Source organism: Maribellus sediminis, from assembly GCF_011799805.1.
Taxonomy (GTDB): Bacteria; Bacteroidota; Bacteroidia; order Bacteroidales; family Prolixibacteraceae; genus Draconibacterium; species Draconibacterium sediminis_A.
In genome coordinates, this window is sequence record NZ_WXUB01000001.1 from 1,257,341 (window position 1) to 1,273,612 (window position 16,272).

The following is a 16,272-nucleotide window of genomic DNA, read 5'->3' on the forward strand; positions in this document are numbered from 1 at the left end:
GTCAAAGATAAATTTTGATAGCGGTTTAATTTACTTTTAAGTTTGTCTATATTCGTGTATGGATTTTAAGGTAGTATCTGATTATAAACCCACTGGCGATCAGCCGGAAGCCATTAAGCAACTGGTTGAAGGAATCGTGAACGGAGAGCGGTTTCAGACCTTGTTAGGTGTAACAGGATCGGGAAAAACTTTTACCGTGGCCAATGTTATTAAAGAAGTTCAGCGACCAACTTTGTTGCTAAGCCACAACAAAACTCTGGCAGCGCAGTTGTACAGCGAAATGAAACAATTTTTCCCGAATAATGCAGTGGAATATTTTGTTTCGTACTACGATTATTACCAGCCTGAAGCTTATTTGCCAACAACCGATACTTATATCGAAAAAGACCTTTCCATTAACCAGGATATCGAAAAACTGCGCTTGAGTGCAACATCTTCCTTGCTTTCCGGAAGGCGCGATGTGCTCGTGGTTTCATCGGTGTCGTGTTTATACGGAATTGGTAATCCCGAAGATTTTCATGCCAACGTTACCAGCATTGTTGTTGGCGAGAAGATTTCACGAAATGTTATGCTGCATCAATTGGTGGAAGCTTTGTACTCCCGAAGTGAAGTGGATTTTCAACGTGGTAATTTTCGGGTTAAGGGTGATACAGTGGACATATTTCCGGCTTATGCCGATGTGGCATACCGAATTACTTTTTGGGGCGATGAGATCGAGGAAATCAACAGTTTCGATCCGGTAGATGGATTGACCATCGAAAGCATGGATCAGGTGAAGATTTATCCGGCCAATATATTTGTGACCACTAAAGACCGAATGAAGTCGGCCATTCACCACATTCAGGATGACTTGGTAAAACAAGTAGAATTTTTTAAAGAAATTGGCAAGCCACTCGAAGCAAAACGCATTCTCGAACGCACCGAATACGATATGGAAATGATGCGTGAATTGGGTTATTGCCCCGGAATTGAGAATTACTCGCGTTATTTCGATGGCCGGGCAGCAGGTACCCGTCCGTTCTGTTTACTCGATTATTTTCCCGATGATTTTCTGACCGTAATTGATGAAAGCCACGTGACCATTCCGCAGATTCGAGCCATGTATGGTGGTGATAATTCACGAAAAGTCAACCTGGTGGAATATGGATTTCGATTACCTGCTGCAATTGACAACCGACCGTTGCGATTCGAGGAGTTTGAAAACCTGGTGAACCAAACGATCTATGTCAGCGCAACTCCGGCCGATTACGAACTGGCCAAATGCGAAGGGATAGTGGTTGAACAGATCATTCGCCCGACGGGTTTGCTCGATCCGATCATCGATGTTCGACCAAGTACCAACCAGATTGATGACCTGATGCACGAGATCAACCTCAGAATTGAAAAAAATGAGCGCGTTCTTGTGACTACCTTAACCAAACGAATGGCCGAGGAACTGTCGAAATACCTCGTGAACATGGGCGTTAAAACGCGCTACATTCACTCGGATGTCGATACCATGGAGCGTATTGAAATTATGGAGCAGTTGCGAAAAGGCGAGTTTGATGTTTTGGTGGGGATCAACTTGCTTCGCGAGGGACTGGATTTGCCTGAAGTTTCGCTGGTTGCCATACTTGATGCCGATAAAGAAGGTTTCCTTCGTTCAGAAAGATCTTTAACACAAACAGCAGGACGTGCTGCGCGTAACCTTAACGGAATGGTGATCATGTACGCCGATAAGATTACCGATTCGATGCGGAGGACCATTGACTCGACAAATTACCGCCGCGAAAAACAATTGAAATACAATGAGGCAAACAACATTACGCCAACCGCGATTATAAAACCAACACGCGAAATTATCGGTTACGAATACCGCAGCGATAAACAACCACAGTACGAAGGCGGACTGGGACAGCCCGATATTGCTGCCGATCCGGTGGTGCAGTACATGAGCATCGACGGCTTGCAGAAAGCGATCGACAAAACCGAAAAACAAATGAAAGCATCCGCAAAAGAGCTCGATTTTATTGAAGCTGCCCGACTGCGCGACGAAATGTTTGCTTTGCAGAATATTCTTCAGGAGCGGAAACGCGAGGCTGAAAAGAAAGCACAATAAAACAAGGTTGACTGCATAATCTTCGCTTTTCGGAACCTGATGTATCTTTCGTTTTGTTTACTGCGCAAGATGAAAATTTTCCTAAATTTGATTTAAAGTGTAATTTAGCCGCAAATTTTAAGGGAATGGAATTTTCATTTTCGAACATAATTACACAAGTAAAAGAACTGATCTTTACTCCAACTGATTTCTGGAAAGCAATTAAAGAAAATTCAGAAAACAGTAAAACGTTGTGGCTGTTGTACATGCTGCCGATTTTGCTGGTTGTGGCGGTGGCAGTTTTCGTTGGAGAGTTTTTTAAACGCACGGATTTCTTCATCGAATATCCGCTATTGAAAGCTTTGCGCGAAATCCTGCTTTTTATTTCTCAGTATTTCATCAGTGTGTTTTTAACCACTGAACTGATGAAGTCGTTCGGAGCCGAAAAGCAAATTGATATTGCTCGTAAACTGGTGGTATATTCTATGACTCCCTTGTTGCTGGTTTCGGTTGTTACCGGTCTTTTCCCGTTTCTGTACGTGCTGGATATTCTTGGCGTGTACAGTTTTTACATCTTCTGGATCGGGGTGAAAGAACTACTCACTTTCCCGGAAAATAAAGAGAACAGTTACATTTTAATTACGATAGTAGCTAACTTTTTTGTGTTCAGCTTTTTAAGTGTTCTGCTATCAAAATTGCTAAATGCATATTATTAAATCAGATAAGAGTAAATAGTAGTGAGTAATGAGAAAAAGCAAGGATTTGTAAAATTGATTAAATATTAAAAGAGTATCTCAAAATTGAGCAAAGATTGTACGCTGTACTCAAATCTCAACACTCGTATCTTAGTACTCAATTCTAAAAAATATGGCACACAATAATCAGCAAAATATCAGTATTAAAAACCGTAAGGCGACGTTCGAATATGAATTGGTAGAACGTTTTGTTGCGGGTATGATGCTGGTTGGTACCGAAATAAAATCCATCAGGAGCGGGAAGGTGAACCTAACCGATTCGTATTGTCAGGTTATACGCGGTGAATTGTATGTAATCAACCTGCACATTGCTGAGTACGAAATGGGGAACATAAACAACCACATAGCCAAACGCGACCGGAAATTATTGCTGAACAGGAAGGAAATTCAAAAGCTGGAAAAGAAAACCAAGGAATCGGGATTCACCATTGTTCCTGTTAAACTCTTTGTGAACGACAAGGGATTGGCAAAACTGGAAATTGCACTGGCGCGTGGTAAAAAGACCTACGACAAACGGGAATCATTAAAAACCAAGGATGCCAAGCGCGATATCGACCGAATGATGAAACATTAGACGATTTTATGTGTTAAGTTGTGGTAAAAATTAAAACCGAATGAAGAAGTTACACAAAATACAGGCATTGTTTTTAGCTTTAGTTCTAACGCTTTCGCTCAACTTAGAAGCCTTGGGGTGGGGGGCCAACGGACACAGAGCCATTGCCGAAATTGCCAATCAGCAACTTGACAAATCAACTAAAAAGAAAATAGAAGCACTGCTTGGTGACAGTTACCTGCCGCTCTACGGCACTTATGCCGACGATGTACGTTCAGAACGAGATAATCCCTTATCGCGTGTGCCGCATTACGTAAACATGCCTTTTGAGAAAACCTATGAAACGTCGGACAAAAACGAACAGGGCGATTTGGTGACGGTTATGAACGACATGATCAGCACGTTGAAGGCTAAAAACGCGACCAAAGAAGAAAAAGCTGTCGCATTAAAATTTATTATCCATCTGGTTGCCGATGCCCACCAACCCATGCATGTTGGTTTGGCTGACGACCTTGGCGGTAATAAGGTTGATGTAAAATGGTTTGGCAAGGAAACCAACCTGCATCGCGTTTGGGATACCAATATTATCGAATCTACTTTTCTTAGCTATCTGGAGTTGGCACGTTTTGCCGAATCGGCAGTAGTCAGCAGCCAGATTGATAAAACGGCTATTTCTGTTGTCGGCTGGATTGATGAGACGCACGAATACACCAAACTCATCTATGATAATCTGGGCGACAGAAATTACGGTTACGATTATTTTCACCAGTTCGAACCTCTGGTGATGCAGCAAATCAATGTTGCCGGCTATCGTTTGGGGAATTTCCTGAACGATGTAATGAAGGATCTTAAGCTGAGCGATCTAAAATAATCCATATCGTCAACTACACACTTTCCAGATTTTCGAACGGAATAACTTTATCGCCTTTGTATTTTAAAAGCAGGTTGGCAACTGCAAGCGTATCTTTTTCGCAATATTTGATTATCCGGTCAATGTCATTTTCTTCCCAGTAAACTTTGGCAACCTGGCTGCCGTCGATATCGTCTTTCGGCGTTGGAATATTGAAGAGTTCGCAAAGTAAGGAAAGCGACGTATAATGCTTGTAATCGCCAAATTTCCATAACTGCAGGGTATCGATTAAAACATCCTTTACTTCCCATGGTTTTGCCCCGGCCATATCGAGTACTTTAGGCAGGCGCAGGTTGTTTACGAGTGCCCGGCGCGATATATACGGGAAATCGAATTCCTGTCCGTTATGCGCACACAGCCTGCGTTTTCCTGATTTTGCAAAACGGCTGAGAGCATTAAAAAAATTCTGGATCAGCATTTTCTCATCTTCATCGTAAAACGATTTTACACGGAACCACAATTCTCCTTTTTTCTGGGTAACGTAACCGGCCGAAATACAGATAATACGGCCAAATTCGGCATAAATACCTGCCCGGTCGTAAAGCTCTTCGGCAGGTTCACCGTTGTTGATCTGGAACTGCATTTTGTGGGCCCACAATTGTTGCCACTTTTCAGTGAGTTCGGTGTATTCAGGCGCCAAAGGAACAGTTTCAATGTCAAGGAATAAAATCTCTTCGATGTTCAAATTATGTAACATTACCGGGTAATTAAGGTTTGAAGAATGTGGTTGGTGAGAATTTGAATAGCAATTTTGTTTTTCCCGCCCTGCGGAACAATGATATCGGCGTAGCGTTTAGTGGGTTCAATAAATTGCAGGTGACTTGGGCGAACTGTTTGTTCGTAACGGGCAAGCACTTGGGAAACATCGCGGCCACGTTCCTGGATATCACGTTGAATAACACGCGAAAGCCGGATGTCGGAATCGCAATCAACATAAACTTTTATGTCCATCAGGTCGCGCAAGGCTTTGCTGGTGAGGCATAAAATACCTTCAATAATCAGCACATGGCGTGGTTCTACCCGTTTTGTTTCAGCCGATCGTGTACAGGAGATAAAGGAATAAACCGGTTCTTCAATTGCTTCGCCTCGCTGCAATTGTTTTACGTGCTCAATCATCAGGTCGAACTCGATTGATTCAGGATGGTCGAAGTTTTTTTTACGGCGTTCTTCCAGCGTGAGGTGGCTGTTATCGTAGTAATAGGAGTCGTGCGAGAGAACTGCTACTTCTTCAGTCGAAAACTGCTCACAAATTTTGTTTACCACGGTGGTCTTTCCCGAACCCGTTCCTCCTGCTATGCCAATAATCAGCATGTTCTTGTAATTAATTGTTATCTTTCTTTTCCGTGGGCAAATTAGCCAAATGGAATGCTAAGAAAACACTAATTTCGTAGCATTAAAAGCACAATTTACAAAAAATAGACAGCAATGATCAACCATGTGGTTCTTTTTAAGTTGAAGACATATCCCGACGCCGAGAAAAAGCAAGTTCTTGAACAATTCAAAAACATGTTGCTGGGATTAAAAGACAAAATCGAGGAGTTGAAATACTGCCAGGTAGGTGAAAATTACGAACTGAACGCTAAAAGTTTCGATCTGGCCTTAATTACCCATTTCGACAGTATCGAGGACCTCGATGCATACCGTGTTCATCCCGAACATATGAAAGTGGTTGAATTTGCCGGTGAAATTGTTGCAGACCGTGCTGCTGTTGATTTTCAATTTTAATTAAACTCTTTTGCTGATTGGCTGTTTGAAAAGTCGTCACATTTAAAAATGCAATTTATCATGAGCGGATTATATCCTATAAAATTCAGACCGATATTTCACGAAAAAATCTGGGGCGGCAACCGTATGCGCACCATTTTAAACAAAGACTACGGCGATCTGCCCAATTGCGGCGAAAGCTGGGAACTATCGGGTGTTGAAGGCAATATTTCAGTTGTAAGCAATGGTTTTCTCGAAGGAAACGATCTGAACGATCTGATTGAAATTTATATGGGCGACCTGGTAGGCGAGAAGGTCTATGAAAAGTTTGGTAACGAATTTCCTTTGCTGATAAAATTCATCGATGCACAGGACGATCTTTCAATTCAGGTTCATCCGAATGATAAACTCTCGAAAGAGCGCCACAATGCCTATGGTAAAACCGAAATGTGGTATGTGGCTGGTGCCGAAGAAGGAGCTCTGATCAACTCTGGATTTAACCAGGAAGTAAACCGCGAAAAATACCTTGAATATTTGAATGCCGGTAAACTGACGGATCTGTTGCATTACGATGAGGCAAATGTTGGTGATGTGTTCTTTATCCCGGCGGGGCGTGTTCATGCCATCGGCAAAGGATCGCTGGTAGCTGAAATTCAGCAAACATCGGATGTTACCTATCGCATTTTCGATTACAACCGAAAAGATGACAAGGGAAACGAGCGCGAATTGCACACCGATCTGGCACTCGATGCCATCGATTTTTCGTATTCGAGTGAATACAAAACCAGCTATAAAACCGAAATCAACGTTACAAAAGAACTGGTGAGCTGTCCTTATTTCACCACCAACATTATTGAATTTGATAAAGAGTTGGATAAGGATTACAATGCCGTTGATTCGTTTGTAATATATATGACCCTGGAAGGAAGTTTCGATATTAAAACCGAAGGCGGAACCGAAACTGCAGAAATGGGCGACACAATTCTGATACCTGCCACACTGGAATCGGTGCAATTAAAACCACGCAGCGAAAGGGTAAAAATCCTGGAAGTTTATATTAAGTAGCTGAGAATTTCTTAACTTCAGAATTCATACCAAATCAATTTTTGATGGAGATAAAAGAAGCTCAGTTTTTAATGAGCAATACTGAAGTAGAAAAGTGCCCGGCCCCCAACAAGCCGGAGTATGCTTTTATTGGCCGCTCTAACGTGGGCAAATCATCGTTGATAAATATGCTCACCAATAAAAAGTCGCTGGCTAAAACATCGGGCAAACCCGGAAAGACACGTCTGCTGAACCATTTTCTGATAAACAAAGAATGGTACCTGGTAGATTTACCGGGTTACGGTTACGCCAAAGTGCCCAAGGCTGAGCGCATGAAATGGGAGAAAATGCTGCAAAATTATATCCTGAAACGCGAAAACCTGTATTGCCTTTTTGTGCTCATCGATTCGAGACATCCGGCGCAGCAAGTCGACCTGGAGTTTATGGAATGGTTGGGTGTCAGCGAAATCCCTTTTAGTATCATTTTCACAAAAACCGACAAGCTTCGGCCGGTCGAGCTGGAAGAAAATCTGAAAGCTTACGAAAAGAAAATGTTCGAGACCTGGGAAACCATGCCCGGATATTTTATTTCGTCGGCAGAAACCGGAGCCGGTAAGGATGAGATACTTGCATTTATCGACGACCTAAATAAAAATCAATAGGACGTTTGTTTTTAATCGTTCTATAAGATAATTTAGAGACGATATCATTCAAAGTTTTAACTTTGCAGCATAAAACTACATCGTACAGATTAACGAAAATTCGAATGAAGACTCACCCGCTTAAAATTTTTACAGGAAGAAATTCAAGGTATTTAACAGAAAAAATTTGCGACAGTCTGGATGTCGATCTTGGACATTCGTCGTGCCCGGTTTTTGCCGATGGCGAGTTTGAACCTTGCTACGAGGAAACCATCCGTGGTTCGCATGTTTTTATTGTGCAGTCGACACCACCACCGGCTGATAACCTTTTGGAATTGCTGTTAATGATTGATGCTGCCAAACGTGCGAGCGCCTACAAAGTTATTGCAGTAATCCCTTACTTTGGCTATGCCCGTCAGGACCGCAAAGACAAACCGCGTGTCTCGATCGGAGCCAAACTGGTTGCCGATCTGTTATCGACTGCCGGAATTGACCGCCTGATAACCATGGACCTGCATGCCGACCAGATTCAGGGCTTTTTCAACGTTCCTGTAGATCATTTGTATGCATCAACTTTGTTTGTTCCGTTTATCGAAAAAATGGGATTGAAAGACGTGGTGATTGCTTCGCCTGACGTTGGTGGAACCAAGCGTGCCAATACCTATGCAAAAATGCTGGAAACCGGTATCGTTATCTGTCACAAAACCCGCGCTCGTCCGAATGAAGTTGGAAACATGACCGTGATTGGTGATGTAAAAGGCAAAGATGTGATTATTGTTGATGACATGATAGACACTGCCGGTACAATAACCAAGGCAGCCAATCTGATGAAGAAAGAAGGAGCACGCAGTGTACGCGCTTTTGCTGCGCATGGAGTGCTGTCGGGACCCGCAGTTGAACGCATCGAAAAATCAGAACTGGAAGAGGTTTATTTTACTGATTCGATTAAGTCGCGTGCTGAAAGTTCGAAGATCCGTTATATCTCTACTGCCGACGCTTTTGCCGAGGCCATCAGAAGGGTATATAAAAATCAGTCAATAAGTTCGTTATATTACAAATAATTTATACTTTTGCACCGCTTTTTCCATAAGCAGAGGCATTAATAATGTGCATGCTGTTGGCCCTGAGAAAATCGGGGAGGACTGAGTACCATGATTATTAACGAAAAATTATTTAAAATGCAATCACTTACAATTAAAGGGGACATTCGTACTGCCCTTGGCAAAAAAGATGCTAAAAAATTACGCGCCGAAGAAAAAGCTCCGGCAGTATTGTACGGTGGAGATGAACCGATCCATTTTTCAGTTGATTTTGCAGAACTACGTCAGTTGATCTATACTCCAAATGTATACCTGATCGACCTTGAATTAGGCGGAAAATCATACAAAGCAATCATGCAGGATATCCAATGGCATCCGGTTGATGAGCAAGTACTTCATGTTGATTTTCTTAAAATCAGTGATGATAAGCCAATTAAAATGGAAGTGCCAATCAAAGTTTCAGGACACGCTAAAGGTATCAAAGCCGGTGGTAAACTGAATACCAACTTGCGTCGTTTGAAAGTAAAAGCTTTGGCTGCCGACCTGCCTGATACCATCAACATCGATGTAACCAAATTAGGTTTGGGACAAAGTATTAAAGTTGCCAACCTGAGCGTTGACAATGTTGAATTCCTTGATCCAAAATCTAACGTAGTAGTTAGCGTTGCCATCACAAGGGCTGCAAGATCTGCTGCCGGTGCTGCTGTTGCCATGGATGATGATGAAGAAGAAGGAGGAGAAGAAGTTGCTGCTGAAGGCGGTGAAGAATAAATCTTAAAATCAATTTGTGTGAAGTACTTAATTGCCGGTCTCGGTAATATAGGACCAGAATACAAAAATACTCGCCATAATATTGGCTTTCAAATATTGGACGCTCTCGCTGAGGCGTCCAATATTAGTTTTAGCGATAAGCGATATGGTTTTGTGGCTGAGTTGAAATTCAAGGCAAGAACCTTTATTTTGCTAAAGCCAACCACGTACATGAACCTTAGTGGCCGTGCAGTTCATTACTGGATGAATAAGGAAAAAATCGACATTAAGAACCTGCTGGTTCTGGTCGATGATCTCGCTTTATCTTTCGGAACTTTGCGTGTTCGGGCAAAAGGAGGCGCCGGTGGTCATAACGGGCTCGAAAACATTAACCAGGTTCTTGGACGTAACGACTACGCACGTTTACGTTTTGGCATTGGCGATGATTTCCATAAAGGTTACCAGGTGGATTATGTCCTTGGGGAATGGAACAAAGAAGAACAAAAGGAATTGCCTTTTAAAATTGATGATTGCATCGATATCATTAAAAGCTTCGGAACGATTGGTGTTGAGAGAACGATGAACGTTTACAACAAGAGATAAACGTTATGGCTGAAGGTGTTCGCATTGACAAATGGTTGTGGGCTGTGAGGATATTCAAAACTCGCAGTCAGGCCACCGAAGCCTGTAAAAAGGGACAGGTTACCATCGATAAATTTCCGGCGAAGGCATCGCGCGAAATTCATGTTGGTGAAATCGTTCAGGTACGAAAAGCGCCGATAACAAGAAGTTTTAAAGTACTTGCTCTGACCGGAAAACGGATGGGAGCTAAACTGGTTTCCGATTTTTTGCTGGATGTAACACCGCCGGAAGAACTTGAGATCATCGAGATGCAAAAACACATGCGTTGGAGCGAACGTGCAAAAGGAACCGGCCGGCCAACCAAAAAAGACCGACGCGATCTGGACGATTTTTTTGATTGGGGAGAGTAAGAACTGAGGGACTGATTTGGTGAAGTATTGCTTTCTTTACCTAATGACTCTTCTTTAAACTCTGAACTCTAAACTTTAAACTCAATAGTATGCTGATAGCAAAACAAAAACGAAAAGAGAACATAGCTGAATACATCCTTTACCTTTACCAGGTAGAAGACCTCATAAGGGCTTTCAAACTCGATATGGATATAATTGAGCAGCGCCTTGTGAGCAGTTACAAAGCTGATGATAAAACAAAAGCAGAAATCACCGACTGGTATACCAACCTGGTGTTGATGATGGAACGCGAACAGATCAGGGAGAAAGGCCATTTACAATTCCTGAAGAACCTGATCGATGATCTTGACGACTTTCATTTAAAGTTGATGGAATCGAAAAAAGATCCGTTGTATGTTCAAACTTTTCAAACTGTTGCCGGCCTAATAACTGAGTTAAAGCAGAAAAATCCGGATGCAAAAAATGAGGTCGATCTGGGAATCACAGCGATTTATGGATTTCTGTTATTGAAAATGCAGCAGAAACAAATCTCGATTGATACTACCGAGGCTATTAAACGTATCAGCAAGTGGCTTAGCGATCTTTCAAAGTTGTACCGCGATTTTGAATCCGGCGAACTTAGTTTTGAATAAACCTGCAGGTATTGCGTTTCCCGAACCAACGGTAACGGTTTCGTGCAATCCAGCGGTAAATCCCGTCGCGTAATTTTTTAGGAATAATTCTGAACCCTGACGACCACTTCCATGGCCAGGGCAACAGACGCCCTATTTCAATGGCAGCTTCAGATTCAATGTAAACCGTTTCATTCAGTATTAGAATGACGGAGTCTGTTTCTTCGGGAATTTGATAGCTTTTCACAAGTTTCACGCCTTCATCCGATTGCAGCGAAATATACCGGAACTGCTTCCGTTTATCCCTTTTCAGAATGAAATTAATGGCAGCGTTGCAGAGGTTGCAAACGCCATCGAACAATATGATTGGTAATCTCTGATTCACAGTATAAAAACAGATTGAAAAGCATAGAGTTTAATTTAATGAAAAAAGAGCTTTATTATGATGAATGTGTACAAGTTCAAAGTATTTTTTTGTTTTATTTACATCTGTTCTGTTTTGTAAAATTGATCATATGAGAGTTCCCAAAAAGTATAAAATTTATCTTCAACCAACACTTATATCAGTAGTAATTTTTGTTTTACTGGCTGCTGGCATTTCCGGTTTTACAAAATACAAACTGGGTTTGTGGGAGAAAGATATAAGGGCAGGATTATTCGATGTTGTCTCAGGGAAAAAGTCGAAACTGGAAAAAGCTTTGTATTCACGCATTTTTTATACTCGCGGAGTTGCTGCCTATGTTTCGTTAAATCCGGAAATTTCGCAGGATGAGTTCGCAGAGCTGGCCAAAGAATACATCAAAAACGATACGGTAATTAGTACAATGTCGCTGTCGAAAGACTGTATCATTACCGACATTTACCCTGTAGAAGGCCATGAGGAAGCAATTGGCCTTAATTTGCTGGAACATCCCGAGCGTAAGAAAATAGTAGAAAAAACCATAGAAACACATTTAACTTTTATTGCCGGTCCTGTTGAATTGGTGGAAGGTGGTATCGCGTTTATCAGCTATACCCCGGTCTTCGACAAAACGATGACGGGAAAAGAGCGTTTTTGGGGAGTTACTGATATTGTGATCAAACGCGATGAGCTCTTAAACGAGGCGGGTTTAAATAAATTAGAAAATGGATTTGAGTATGCGTTACGGGGAGTAAACGGCGATGGTTACGAAGGAGATGTATTTTGGGGTGATCCTGCCATTTTTGATCAGAATCCGGTAGAAATTTCAGTTGATTTACCGATCGGTAAGTGGATACTGGCTGCTGCACCTTCATCCGGATGGAGAAAGTATGCCGATCAGGATAAGGCCATGTTTATGGTGTTGTTGTTCAGTGCGATAATTATCAGTATTCTTATCTGGCTGTTTGTAAATGCCCTGTCGAAAATCAGCAGAAACGAGAAAGAGCTGAAAGCCATCTTTGCATCGTTGGATAGCCTGATTATCGAACTGGATTCGAATGGAAGATATCTGAAGATTGCAGCAATAAACGAGGATGATCTTATTTTGCCTAAAGAAGAGTTGATCGGCAAATTTATTCACGATGTTTTTGATCCGTCGAAAACGGAATACATAATGCAGGCAATAAAAAACTGTTTAAAATCGAAAGAGCTGCAGGTGGTTGAATACTCAATTGTTCTTAACGGAAAAGAAAAATGGTTCTCTGCCAGAATAAGTTACAAAAGTTACGACAGCATAATTTTTAATGCCTATGATATTACCGAAGCCAAAGAGCGGGAAAAACAGTTGCAGGAATCAGAGCTGCAATTAAAAGAATTAAACGCATCGAAAGATAAGTTCTTCTCAATCATTGCGCACGATTTGCGTAGCCCCCTGGCCGGGCAAAAAGGAGTGATCGATATTCTGTTGGCAGAGCAGGATGAACTCGATGAAAAAACCAAAAGAGATCTGCTGAAAAGCGTTCAAACCTCATCGAACCAGCTGTACGTGTTACTGGAGAATCTGTTGAAGTGGGCGCTTTCTCAATCTGGAGCTTTGAATTCCGTTCCAACTAAATTTGATTTATATTCAACGTATGATGCTGTTATACAGCGTTATGAAACGAGTGCCCGTCTGAAAGCTATTCAGCTGGAAGATAAGCTTACCGAAGGAATTGTGGTTATGGCTGATGAACAACTTACAGATACAGTGCTTCGGAATTTGGTTTCCAATGCCATAAAATTTACACAACAGGGCGGTAAAGTAAGTGTGCATTCAGAAGTTGTTCAACAGAATGGAAAGTCCTTCTGCAAAGTGAGTGTATCTGATACTGGGATAGGAATATCACCTGAAGTACTGGAGAAGCTGTTTAAAACAGGAAATAGTAAATCTTCAAACGGTACAGCCAACGAGATGGGTAGTGGACTTGGGTTGCTACTGTGCAAAGAGTTTGTTGGAATTCAGGGCGGCGAGATCTGGGCCGAAAGTACTGTTGGTAAAGGCTCTGTTTTCTCTTTCACACTTCCAATGGCAGAATAGAGTTTACTTTTTCAATTAAAATAAATCGGGAAAGTAAGCGTGTAAATCCAGGGGATCCTCCATCATTTTTTGCTGATCTTTTAACCGGGAAATAAGTTGCATTTTTATATCAATGAATTCCGATTGATCGGATAAATCAACGGTTTCGAGCGGATCATTTTCCAGATCAAATAACAGGATTTTCGGAACCCGCGGGTACACGATCAGTTTGTACCGGTCGGTCCTGATCATGCGTTGAAAGTTGATGTAGGCACCATAAATCTCAGGATAAAAACTTTCGGTTTTCTCCTCGCTGATCAAGGGCATCAAGCTGTTAAATTCTACATATTCAGGCTTGTCAATACCTGCCAAATCAAATGTTGTGGCCATAATATCCTGAAGATAAACCTGCATATCACGTTTTTCATTTTCAGGAATATCGGGTCCGGCTACAATTAGCGGAACGCGCATACTATGATCGTACATATTTTGTTTGCCAACCAAGCCGTGATGGCCAACAGCCAGACCATGATCGGCACTAAACAGGATGTAAGTGTTTTTGTCCTGGCCGGTTTCTTTTAAATAGGCTAAAATGCGCCCGATCTGATCATCCAAATGTGTGATGATGGCATAATATTCCTGACGGTGAGTTTGAATTGAATAGGTTGTTCGTGGAAAAGGAGCGAGGCGTTCGTCCCGCAGTCCTTCGCCACAACCGATACTGTCTTTGTAAGGATACCGTTCCTTGAAATTTTCCGGGATGGCAATTTCATCGACCGGATACATTTCAACATACTTTTTCGGCGATTGCCGGGGATCGTGAGGAGCGTTGAAAGCGAGGTACATAAAAAACGGGTGTTCACTCGTTTTCGCCTGATTCAAAAAATCGATGGCATTGTCGCCAACCACTTCGGTCCAGTGTTTACCTCCCTGCCAGTAACCTCCGTATTTGGTGTGCCATGGCAGCCAGGTGGTATCATTAGGCGATAAAGGGCGGTTGTAGGCTTCGGGCATCGAACCCGGCATTCCCGGTCGTATATCGCGCACATGCTGAAACAAACTGTCGGCTGAAATGGACACGTGCCATTTGCCCGTCATGTAGGTATCGTAACCGGCTGCCTGTAGCTGCAAACTCCAGAACTGCCGCTCGTTTTTCATATTCTCGTAGTTGGCCTGCGATGATTTTGCTCGCCAAAGGTAACGGCCGGTATTTAACATGGCCCGGCTGGCTACACAAACTGCTCCGTTCCAACCACCCATATTGTAGGTGTGTGTGAAAGTTACCCCTTGTTCGGCAAGTTTGTCGAGGTTTGGAGTGATCACCTCAGTGTTACCAGCAAAGTGAACGGCTTCGTAACTTAAGTCGTCAGCAAAAATAAAAAGGATGTTTGGGCGTGCAGTCTCTTTTTCCCGGCACCCGATAAATAGAATCGAAAGTGCAACAGCGAAATAGAAATACCTCATTTTATAAGCTTAGGTTTATCTATTCAAGATTACCATTTTTTTTGCAAATAAAAAATGAGTTGGATTAAGGGGACTAAAAAACGAAAATTCGGGTTTATTTATTTGTTTTAAAGTCCTGAATTAAACCTTCGGCCAGCCAGTTGGCAACCGCTTGCCGGTTGGTGGGAATGATCAGTCGTTTTATATCGCGTTCGTGGTTCATATTACCAAGTTCGATATAAACTGCCACTGGCCAGGTGTTGCGTACCACATACAATCCCCGGTCAGAAACAGTCCCCCCATAACCACGGCCGGGTTGATGTTCCTGGTATTTCTTCTGGAATGTATCTTTCAAAATAGTTGCCGCCTTTTTGCCGGTGTCACTACGTTTATCGTGATAAAAGAAAACGTCGATATTCTCGCCCTGTGAACGCGAATCCACATGAATAGCGATCATCCGTTGAAAAGCCCCACGGTTCTTTTTATACAATGCATTAACGGCATCCGAGCGTTGGCGGAGACGTTTAGTCTGGTTGAGCGGAATGGTCTGTTTCGGGTAGCAATACTCGTCGTGATCGACTTTCAAATAGTTTTCTTCACGAATTCCGTCATTCGGGTCGCGGGTGATAATGTAAACTGTTGCTCCATCCATAATCAGGTTTCGGGCAAGTCGCAAAGTTACATCGTAGGCATATTCATCTTCGCACACGGTGTGGCCGTTGTATTTTCCAACGGCTCCCGGGTCGGGGCCTCCGTGTCCGGCTACCAGGTAGTAAATCGCTCCATTGAGTGTGTTACTTTCGATTGGAACATCGGCCTTTTCCTTTCCAAAAATCTCGTAACGGACTGTCTTTCCTGTTCCCTCAGCCGGTTTTTCCGTCTTCCCTGCTGTCGTTTCGTTTACAGCAGTTTCACCATCCGGAAGCTTGTATTTTACGCCGGCAAGCAAGGTATTGTTTTTGCCAAGGTTCTCCTTGTTTAGCGCAATAAAGTCTTCCATGGTTTCGGTAACCGAATAGCCGTAACGTTTTAATAAACTGTAGATTCCGTCACCTTTTTTGGCCACCACTTCTTTTGTTTGTGCTGAAGTAATGATCGGTAGAAAGGCCGTAATAAGAACCAGGAATAAAATAATCTGAAAGCGTGATTTTATATGTAAGTTTGAAACGAACATCGAATTGTATTTCATTTAATAATAACGACTCACTTGCTAAAATAAAGGTAACTTCCAGAAGTTTTTTTTGTTCACGCTACAATCTTTCAGCCATACACTGTTGATAACTTGCCTTGGCTTAT

18 protein-coding genes are annotated in these 16,272 nt (G+C 42.3%); 13 read left to right on the top strand and 5 right to left on the bottom strand.

Going from position 1 to position 16,272, the window contains the following annotated elements; translation table 11 throughout:
* Positions 1-58 precede the first annotated feature (58 nt).
* From uvrB to HFD85_RS04945, 4 genes are all read left to right on the top strand, one after another.
* Entirely contained in the window at positions 59-2,098 is a 2,040-nt protein-coding gene (uvrB, locus tag HFD85_RS04930) for an excinuclease ABC subunit UvrB (protein WP_167605599.1), read from the top strand.
* 125 nt (positions 2,099-2,223) lie between these two features.
* Positions 2,224-2,793, top strand: a complete 570-nt coding sequence (locus tag HFD85_RS04935) for a Yip1 family protein (RefSeq protein ID WP_167605601.1) — start codon at positions 2,224-2,226, stop codon at positions 2,791-2,793.
* Between the two features lie 151 nt (positions 2,794-2,944).
* On the top strand, positions 2,945-3,406 hold the full coding sequence (gene smpB, locus HFD85_RS04940) for an SsrA-binding protein SmpB (protein ID WP_167605604.1): 462 nt from the start codon (positions 2,945-2,947) through the stop codon (positions 3,404-3,406).
* A 40-nt stretch (positions 3,407-3,446) separates the two neighbouring features.
* A complete protein-coding gene (locus tag HFD85_RS04945) occupies positions 3,447-4,256 on the top strand; it encodes a S1/P1 nuclease (RefSeq protein ID WP_167605606.1) in 810 nt (269 codons plus the stop codon).
* A 13-nt stretch (positions 4,257-4,269) separates the two neighbouring features.
* Here the strand turns inward: HFD85_RS04945 and HFD85_RS04950 are convergent, their stop codons facing one another.
* Positions 4,270-4,992 carry a 3'-5' exonuclease gene (locus HFD85_RS04950; protein WP_167605608.1) on the bottom strand — a complete coding sequence of 241 codons (723 nt, stop codon included), beginning with the start codon at positions 4,990-4,992 and terminating at the stop codon, positions 4,270-4,272.
* Positions 4,992-5,606 carry a uridine kinase gene (gene udk, locus HFD85_RS04955; protein WP_167605610.1) on the bottom strand — a complete coding sequence of 205 codons (615 nt, stop codon included), beginning with the start codon at positions 5,604-5,606 and terminating at the stop codon, positions 4,992-4,994. Before udk ends, HFD85_RS04950 begins: the two co-directional genes overlap by 1 nt.
* Positions 5,607-5,720: 114 nt before the next feature.
* On the opposite strand from udk, the gene HFD85_RS04960 reads away from it, so the two are divergent.
* The 8 genes from HFD85_RS04960 (at position 5,721) to HFD85_RS04995 (ending at position 11,098) form a co-directional block, all read left to right on the top strand.
* Positions 5,721-6,020, top strand: a complete 300-nt coding sequence (locus tag HFD85_RS04960) for a Dabb family protein (protein ID WP_167605612.1) — start codon at positions 5,721-5,723, stop codon at positions 6,018-6,020.
* A 60-nt stretch (positions 6,021-6,080) separates the two neighbouring features.
* Complete coding sequence (locus HFD85_RS04965) at positions 6,081-7,064, top strand: type I phosphomannose isomerase catalytic subunit (protein ID WP_167605614.1); 984 nt, start codon at positions 6,081-6,083, stop codon at positions 7,062-7,064.
* Positions 7,065-7,108: 44 nt separating this feature from the next.
* On the top strand, positions 7,109-7,705 hold the full coding sequence (gene yihA / locus HFD85_RS04970; protein ID WP_167605616.1) for a ribosome biogenesis GTP-binding protein YihA/YsxC: 597 nt from the start codon (positions 7,109-7,111) through the stop codon (positions 7,703-7,705).
* Between the two features lie 104 nt (positions 7,706-7,809).
* The gene (locus HFD85_RS04975) at positions 7,810-8,745 is read left to right on the top strand and encodes a ribose-phosphate pyrophosphokinase (RefSeq protein WP_167605618.1); all 936 of its coding nucleotides are present in this window, start codon (positions 7,810-7,812) and stop codon (positions 8,743-8,745) included.
* A gap of 117 nt (positions 8,746-8,862) precedes the next feature.
* The gene (locus HFD85_RS04980; protein WP_167605620.1) at positions 8,863-9,495 is read left to right on the top strand and encodes a 50S ribosomal protein L25/general stress protein Ctc; all 633 of its coding nucleotides are present in this window, start codon (positions 8,863-8,865) and stop codon (positions 9,493-9,495) included.
* An 18-nt stretch (positions 9,496-9,513) separates the two neighbouring features.
* Positions 9,514-10,077 carry an aminoacyl-tRNA hydrolase gene (pth, locus tag HFD85_RS04985; RefSeq protein WP_167605622.1) on the top strand — a complete coding sequence of 188 codons (564 nt, stop codon included), beginning with the start codon at positions 9,514-9,516 and terminating at the stop codon, positions 10,075-10,077.
* Positions 10,078-10,082: 5 nt separating this feature from the next.
* Positions 10,083-10,466: an RNA-binding S4 domain-containing protein gene (locus HFD85_RS04990; protein WP_167605624.1), complete on the top strand. Its 384-nt coding sequence runs from the start codon at positions 10,083-10,085 to the stop codon at positions 10,464-10,466.
* An 89-nt stretch (positions 10,467-10,555) separates the two neighbouring features.
* On the top strand, positions 10,556-11,098 hold the full coding sequence (locus HFD85_RS04995; protein ID WP_167605626.1) for a DUF4924 family protein: 543 nt from the start codon (positions 10,556-10,558) through the stop codon (positions 11,096-11,098).
* On the opposite strand, the gene HFD85_RS05000 is transcribed toward HFD85_RS04995, so the two are convergent.
* Complete coding sequence (locus HFD85_RS05000) at positions 11,085-11,462, bottom strand: thiol-disulfide oxidoreductase DCC family protein (protein ID WP_167605628.1); 378 nt, start codon at positions 11,460-11,462, stop codon at positions 11,085-11,087. The genes HFD85_RS04995 and HFD85_RS05000 overlap by 14 nt on opposite strands.
* Positions 11,463-11,592: 130 nt before the next feature.
* Between HFD85_RS05000 and HFD85_RS05005 the strand changes: the two genes are divergently transcribed.
* Positions 11,593-13,554: an ATP-binding protein gene (locus tag HFD85_RS05005; protein ID WP_167605630.1), complete on the top strand. Its 1,962-nt coding sequence runs from the start codon at positions 11,593-11,595 to the stop codon at positions 13,552-13,554.
* Between the two features lie 15 nt (positions 13,555-13,569).
* Here the strand turns inward: HFD85_RS05005 and HFD85_RS05010 are convergent, their stop codons facing one another.
* Both HFD85_RS05010 and HFD85_RS05015 read right to left on the bottom strand, forming a co-directional pair.
* Positions 13,570-14,997 (bottom strand): sulfatase family protein, encoded by a 1,428-nt coding sequence (locus tag HFD85_RS05010; RefSeq protein ID WP_167605632.1) that lies wholly within the window; start codon positions 14,995-14,997, stop codon positions 13,570-13,572.
* A gap of 94 nt (positions 14,998-15,091) precedes the next feature.
* Positions 15,092-16,150, bottom strand: a complete 1,059-nt coding sequence (locus HFD85_RS05015) for an N-acetylmuramoyl-L-alanine amidase family protein (RefSeq protein ID WP_167605634.1) — start codon at positions 16,148-16,150, stop codon at positions 15,092-15,094.
* Positions 16,151-16,272 lie beyond the last annotated feature (122 nt).